Source organism: Enterobacter sp. ZOR0014, from assembly GCF_000798855.1.
GTDB lineage: Bacteria > Pseudomonadota > Gammaproteobacteria > Enterobacterales > Enterobacteriaceae > Enterobacter > Enterobacter kobei.
Window position 1 is genome coordinate 1 of record NZ_JTLF01000137.1, and the last position, 6,829, is coordinate 6,829.

General features: G+C 55.3%; 6 protein-coding genes. All 6 read right to left on the reverse strand.

What is annotated here, in order from left to right; translation table 11 throughout:
• Positions 1 to 34: 34 nt before the first annotated feature.
• Positions 35 to 1,507 (reverse strand): ribosome biogenesis GTPase Der, encoded by a 1,473-nt coding sequence (gene der / locus L977_RS07160; protein ID WP_014884806.1) that lies wholly within the window; start codon positions 1,505 to 1,507, stop codon positions 35 to 37.
• A 112-nt stretch (positions 1,508 to 1,619) separates the two neighbouring features.
• On the reverse strand, positions 1,620 to 2,798 hold the full coding sequence (gene bamB, locus L977_RS07165; RefSeq protein ID WP_014884807.1) for an outer membrane protein assembly factor BamB: 1,179 nt from the start codon (positions 2,796 to 2,798) through the stop codon (positions 1,620 to 1,622).
• Between the two features lie 10 nt (positions 2,799 to 2,808).
• Positions 2,809 to 3,429 (reverse strand): YfgM family protein, encoded by a 621-nt coding sequence (locus L977_RS07170; protein ID WP_014884808.1) that lies wholly within the window; start codon positions 3,427 to 3,429, stop codon positions 2,809 to 2,811.
• 13 nt (positions 3,430 to 3,442) lie between these two features.
• Positions 3,443 to 4,717, reverse strand: coding sequence for a histidine--tRNA ligase (gene hisS, locus L977_RS07175; protein ID WP_014884809.1), 1,275 nt, complete (start codon positions 4,715 to 4,717; stop codon positions 3,443 to 3,445).
• 80 nt (positions 4,718 to 4,797) lie between these two features.
• A complete protein-coding gene (ispG, locus tag L977_RS07180; RefSeq protein WP_023337626.1) occupies positions 4,798 to 5,916 on the reverse strand; it encodes a flavodoxin-dependent (E)-4-hydroxy-3-methylbut-2-enyl-diphosphate synthase in 1,119 nt (372 codons plus the stop codon).
• A gap of 26 nt (positions 5,917 to 5,942) precedes the next feature.
• Positions 5,943 to 6,829: cytoskeleton protein RodZ (gene rodZ / locus L977_RS07185; protein WP_047625476.1), on the reverse strand; the 887-nt coding region annotated here is incomplete at its 5' end.

Sequence of the window (6,829 nt, forward strand, 5' to 3'; positions counted from 1 at the left end):
CGACATGCGCGGGCTTTTGTGAGTTCAGCAAAGCTTATTTGCTTTTCTTAATGTGCTTAATCAAACGCTTACGCTTACGCATCTGGTTCGGCGTCAGGGTGTTGCGCTTGTTAGCGAACGGGTTTTCCCCTTCCTTGAACTGGATGCGGATAGGCGTGCCCATCACGTCCAGCGATTTACGGAAGTAGTTCATCAGATAGCGCTTGTAGGAATCCGGCAGGTCTTTCACTTGGTTGCCGTGGATCACCACGATTGGCGGGTTATAACCCCCGGCGTGAGCATATTTCAGCTTCACGCGGCGACCGCGTACCAGCGGCGGCTGATGGTCTTCCGCAGCCATATTCATGATGCGGGTCAGCATGGCGGTGCTCTGACGACGAGTGGAGCTGTCATAGGCTTCACGTACGGATTCGAACAGGTTACCGACGCCGCTGCCGTGCAGGGCAGAAATAAAGTGCACGCGCGCAAAGTCGATAAAGCCCAGACGGAAGTCGAGGGTCTCTTTCACCTGCTCGCGCACTTCATTGCTCAGGCCATCCCATTTGTTGACCACGATAACCAGTGAACGCCCACTATTGAGGATAAAGCCGAGCAGAGAGAGATCCTGATCGGAGATTCCTTCGCGTGCATCAATGACCAGCATGACGACGTTGGCATCTTCAATCGCCTGCAGGGTTTTGATAACGGAGAATTTTTCCACCACATCGGTGATTTTCCCGCGCTTACGTACCCCGGCGGTGTCGATGAGGACATACTCACGTTCATCGCGCTGCATCGGGATGTAGATGCTGTCGCGCGTGGTGCCAGGCATGTCGTAAACGACCACGCGCTCTTCACCCAGAATACGGTTAGTAAGTGTAGACTTACCTACGTTTGGACGCCCCACGATAGCCAGCTTGATTGGCAGATCCTGCGGATTGAAGTCGTCTTCAGGCTCTTCTTCGCCCTCAACGCCCTCTTCAAACTGCGCCCAGTATTCAGCGTCTTCGTCCACCTCTTCCGGCGGGTTAACTTCATCAACCCATGGCAGCAGAACGGTTTCCAGCAGGCTGGTCACGCCGCGACCGTGCGATGCCGCAATGGGGTAGATTTCACCCAGGCCTAAAGACCAGAAGTCCGCAACGGCCTGATCGGCATCGATACCGTCAGTTTTGTTCGCCACCAGGAAAGTGGGCTTTTCACGCGAGCGCAGGTGTTTGGCGATGGCGGAGTCTGCCGGCATCAGGCCAGCGCGCGCATCCACCATAAACAGCACCACGTCCGCTTCTTCAATCGCCAGCAATGACTGTTCCGCCATGCGGGTTTCAACGCCGTCCTCTGTACCGTCAATACCACCGGTATCAATACAGATGAACTCGCGTCCTTCCACCTCTGCACGACCGTACTTACGGTCACGCGTCAGCCCCGGGAAATCCGCAACCAGCGCATCACGGGTGCGTGTTAAACGGTTAAAAAGAGTGGATTTTCCAACGTTAGGGCGCCCGACAAGCGCGACCACAGGTACCATGTTTGAAGCCTCATAAAATTCAAATAAACGTCGCATTCGCGGCGTTTTTAAAAATGTCAAAACGGCTCCTGAGTGAACAGGAGCCGTTTAGTATACTACAACCGCCGGGTAATTAACGCGTGATCGCGTACAGCGTACCGTCTTTTGCCTGAATCAGCAGTTTGCCGTCAGCCACAACCGGATCGGTCAGGAAACCAGAGCTGTCGACTTTTTGCTGTGCAACAAAGCGGCCGTTATCCGGATCAATCCAGTGCATATACCCTTCGCTGTCGCCTACCACCAGGCTGCCGTTGTACAGTGCTGGCGCGGTCAGCAGACGGTGCAGCAGATCGCTTTGCGTCCACAGTGTCACGCCGCCTTCAGTGCTCAGCGCCAGCAGACGGTCGTTCTGGTCAACCATATAGATACGGTTACCGTCCACAATGAAATCATTTACAGAACCCAGTTCACGTTTCCACATGATCTGGCCGCTGCGCAGATCCAGCGCGGTGAGGTTACCGTTATAGGCCAGCGCGTAAACCACACCATCTACGATGACCGGCGTTGTGTCGACGTCGCTCAGACGGTCAATTTCCGTTGAGCCTGTAGCCTGAGAGATACGCTGCTGCCAGATCATCTGGCCCTGCTGCATCAGCACGGCACTCACGCGACCGTTATCACCGCCTACAATTGCTGCACCGAATGCGGTAGCAGGCGCGGATTCACCGCGCAGAGAGAGCGCAGGCATGTCAAGGTTGACGGTCCATTTCACCAGACCGTCCGCTTCGTTCAGCGCCTGCAGCTGGCCGTTGCTGGTATGAATCAGCACCAGGCCGTCGCTGACGACCGGGCGAGACAGGGATTCACCGGCCACGGTAGTTTGCCAGGCAATGGAGCCGTCGCTGGTGTTCAGGGCATAAACCTGCGCCTTTTCGCTACCCACGTAGACATGACCACCGGCAACCGTCAGGCCGCCAGACAGCAGTGCAGGTTTACGGGAGAACCAGCCATCTTTTTCCGCCAGGTTAACAGACCAGACTTCTTTTCCGTCATCAGCATTGACCGCTTTCACGGTACCTTTACGATCGGCGGCATAAACAACGCTGTCCGCAAAGGCCGGATGAAGGTTGGAATAAAAGTCACCAATACCATTACCAACGGAGACATCCCACGCGGTAGAAGGGGTAAACTGGTTTTCAACCGTCGGCAGTGGGGACATTTTTACAACGTCTTCTTCGCCACTGAACAGTGAACAACCACTCAATAACGTAACAGAAAGCAGTCCTGGCAGAAGTAATTTACGCAATTGCATCGGGTCCCTCTCAGACGGACAAATTATTTATTTTCATCTGCATCATTTCGCTCAGCGCAGGTGAAGCTTTGCTATCCACGCCAGCTTGCCACGCTTTACGCGCGCCCGCTTTGTCACCTTTGCTCAGCAGCGCTTCACCGCGCAGATCGGCAACGATGGCAGCAAAACCTTCGCCTTTAACTGTATCGAGCGTTTTCAGCGCATCGTCAGCTTTTTTCTGCTGAACCTGAATACGTGCCAGGCGCAGATTAATCACTGCTTTCAGGTTTTCATCGCTGGCAGCAGCAAGACCCTGAGTCAACTGAGCAACAGCTTTATCCAGTTCGTTCTTATCAACGTACTGCTGAGCCACTTCCAGCGCAGCCAGCGCGCCGTAGGTGTTTTTGTTGTCAGCAGCAAATTTCTCTGCCGCAACCAGCGTTTGTGGCTGATCGGCACGGATCGCACTCACGGTATTTTCATAGGTCAGAGACGCGCCGCGCGCGGTATCCGCCTGATGATTGTTCCAGTAACGCCAGCCAATCAGCGCGCCCACACCTAAAATCACCCCAACAACCAGCGCTTTGCCGTTCTCAACAAAGAAGCGTTTAATCGCGTCGACCTGATCGTGTTCGTTCTCGTAAATTTCCACGCAGTCTTTCTCCTTAGCCCAATAGAGTGCGCAAATGCGCCGCAACGCCGTCCTGCGTTACCGTTGTTTGCTCACCAGAGCGCAGGTCTTTAACTACCACTTCGCCGTTAGCCACTTCGGACTCACCCAGCACCAGTGCAATACTTGCGCCCCACTTATCGGCACGAGCAAACTGTTTTTTGAAGTTGCCGCCGCCATGATTGGTCATCAGCTTAACGCCCGGCAGCGCATCGCGCACGCGTTCGGCAAGCTGCATCGCCGCAGACTGCGTTTCCGCGCCTGAGGCCACCAGGTATATATCGACAACGGAATCTGCTTTAAATTCCGGATTAACAGCCTGAACTAACAAAACAAGTCGCTCAAGGCCCATCGCGAAGCCAACACCAGGTGCTGCACGGCCACCCAGTTGCTCAACCAGACCGTCATAACGACCGCCGGCACACACGGTGCCTTGTGAACCGAGGCTGGTGGTCACCCACTCAAACACGGTGCGGTTGTAGTAGTCCAGGCCGCGCACCAGACGCTGGTTCACGGTGTAGGCAATGCCCGCCGCTTCAAGCAGCTTGCACAGGCCGGTAAAGTGTTCGCGAGACTCGTCGTCCAGGTAGTCACCCAGTGCAGGTGCATCATTCAGCAGCGCCTGCACATCCGGGTTTTTGGAATCCAGCACGCGCAGCGGGTTGCTGTACATGCGGCGTTTGCAGTCTTCGTCCAGCTTGTCTTTATGCTGTTCCAGGAATGCAACCAGCGCATCGCGATAGTTCGCACGCGCTTCCAGAGAACCGATAGAGTTCAACTCCAGCGAAACGTGCTCAGCAATACCGAGCGCGCGCCACCAGCGGGCCGTCAGCATAATCAGTTCGGCGTCGATGTCCGGACCCTGCAGGCCAAACACTTCCACACCCAGCTGGTTGAACTGACGATAACGACCTTTCTGCGGACGTTCGTGGCGGAACATCGGGCCGATATACCACAGGCGCTGCTCCTGATTGTACAGAAGACCATGTTCGATGCCGGCGCGTACGCAGCCCGCCGTCCCTTCCGGACGCAGAGTCAGGCTGTCGCCGTTGCGGTCCTCAAAGGTGTACATCTCTTTTTCAACCACATCGGTCACTTCGCCGATCGCGCGTTTGAATAACGGGGTCTGCTCTACAATCGGCAAACGGATTTCGCTGTAACCGTAGCTGCCGAGCACCTGCTTCAGTGTGCCTTCAATGCGCTGCCAGATGGCGGTTTCGCCAGGCAGGTAATCGTTCATGCCGCGGATGGCTTGAATGTTTTTTGCCACGTTTATTCTCTTTCTATATACAAAAAAAACCCAAAGAATGGGTTCAATCATACATGGGAAGCGGCACGCTTCCCATCACGTTATTTTTCAACCTGCTGAACGCTGATACGCTGTGTCTCGTCCATCATCGCGGCTTTCGCGCGGATGCGAGCTTCGAGCTGGTCGATCATGTCACTATTATCCAGACGATCTTTACGAACGCCATCTTCATAGAGACCACTTTTCTTGTTACCGCCGGTCACGCCCAAGGTGGACACCAGCGCTTCACCCGGACCGTTCACCACGCAACCGATGATGGAGACGTCCATCGGGGTGATGATATCTTCCAGACGCTGCTCCAGGGCATTCACCGTACCGATCACATCAAATTCCTGACGCGAGCAGGTTGGGCAGGCAATGAAGTTGATCCCACGCGCACGAATACGCAGTGATTTCAGGATATCAAAACCGACCTTGATCTCTTCTACCGGATCGGCCGCCAGCGAAACGCGTAGGGTGTCACCGATCCCTTCAGAAAGCAGCAGTCCCAGACCGATCGCGGATTTTACAGAACCGCTACGCAGGCCACCCGCTTCGGTGATCCCGAGGTGCAGAGGCTGATCGATCTGTTTTGCCAGCAGGCGGTACGACTCCACCGCGAGGAATACATCAGACGCTTTTACGCTAACTTTGAACTGATCGAAGTTAAGACGATCGAGATGATCGACATGGCGCATCGCGGATTCGAGCAGCGCCTGCGGCGTGGGTTCACCGTATTTTTCTTGCAGATCTTTTTCCAGCGATCCCGCGTTGACGCCGATACGGATAGGGATATTTTTGTCACGGGCGCAGTCCACTACCATGCGGATGCGCTCTTCGTTACCGATGTTGCCCGGGTTAATACGCAGGCAATCAACACCGTATTCGGCCACTTTCAGCGCGATACGGTAGTCGAAGTGGATATCCGCTACCAGCGGAACGCTGACCTGCTGTTTGATCAGCTTGAACGCCTCTGCGGCATCCATGGTGGGCACGGAGACGCGAACAATGTCCGCGCCTACACGCTCTAATGCTTTGATTTGATTGACCGTTGCTTCCACGTCCGTGGTGCGCGTGTTGGTCATCGACTGAACGGCGATGGGTGCCCCATCGCCGACTGGCACATTCCCAACGTAAATCCGTTTCGATTTTCTACGTTGAATCGGAGCCTGGTTATGCATGAAAAATCTCCCGCGTTGCCCGTCTGTTACTGTGCTGCTGATTGTTCGGCATTAACGGTAAGACGTGCAACCTGGTTAGTTCTGATAAAGCGGCTCAGGTCGACAGGTTTTCCTTGATACTGGATCTGTACCGCTGCCGGAGCGCCGATTTTAAGTTTGTAAGGTGCCTGACCCGTTAGGTTTAACGTGCCATCTTTCCGCTGCAGGCCGCTAAACAGTTTTTTACCTGTCGCGTCAGTGACTTCCAGCCAGCAGTCGGCAGTGAAGTTCATCACCAGCGCGTTTGGATCGGCTGCTGGTGCGGCAGTAGCCGCCGGGTCGGTTGGCAGGGATGCCGCGGTATTGTCCGCTGGCTGAGTCGCCTCAGGCGCGTTCGCCGCAGTATCAACATTCGCCTGAGAAGGGGCAACGACCGCGTTCTGATCCTGAGCCTGAGGCGCAGCGGTGTTAGCCGTGGCTGCCGGAGCCTGCGCCGCATCGGTTGCCGGAGCCGTTGTTTGCGGCTCGCTTGAGGTGGCTGCACCGTCGGTGTTCAGCGGGACGCTCTGAGCGCCACCATTCCCTGCCTGATTGAGTTCAGCAGAGGATTGATCGGCCATGGTGGTGATCTCTTCCTGCTGCGCCTTATGGTTTTGCCACCACCACGCGCCGGTCAGGCCGATCACCACAAACAGCACCAGCCAGGTAAAGCTCATCAGCCAGCCATCACGTTTTTTACGACGTTTCCCCAGGGAGAAAGTTTGCATCGGCGCCACTTTCGCTGCGCGAACCGGTGCCTGCTTCTCCATCATTGGCAGTAATTCGTTTTCGGGAATGTGCACCAGTTTTGCGTAAGAGCGGATATAACCGCGCAGAAATGTTGAAGCCAGATCGGCAGGCGCCTTATCTTCTTCAATATCGCGAACCGTGGAAA

What these genes read in the sequence shown, in the direction of transcription:
- der (WP_014884806.1), bottom strand. Translation starts at nt 1,507, where the DNA reads ATGGTACCTGTGGTCGCGCTTGTCGGGCGCCCTAACGTTGGAAAATCC.
- bamB (WP_014884807.1), bottom strand. Translation starts at nt 2,798, where the DNA reads ATGCAATTGCGTAAATTACTTCTGCCAGGACTGCTTTCTGTTACGTTA.
- ispG (WP_023337626.1), bottom strand. Translation starts at nt 5,916, where the DNA reads ATGCATAACCAGGCTCCGATTCAACGTAGAAAATCGAAACGGATTTAC.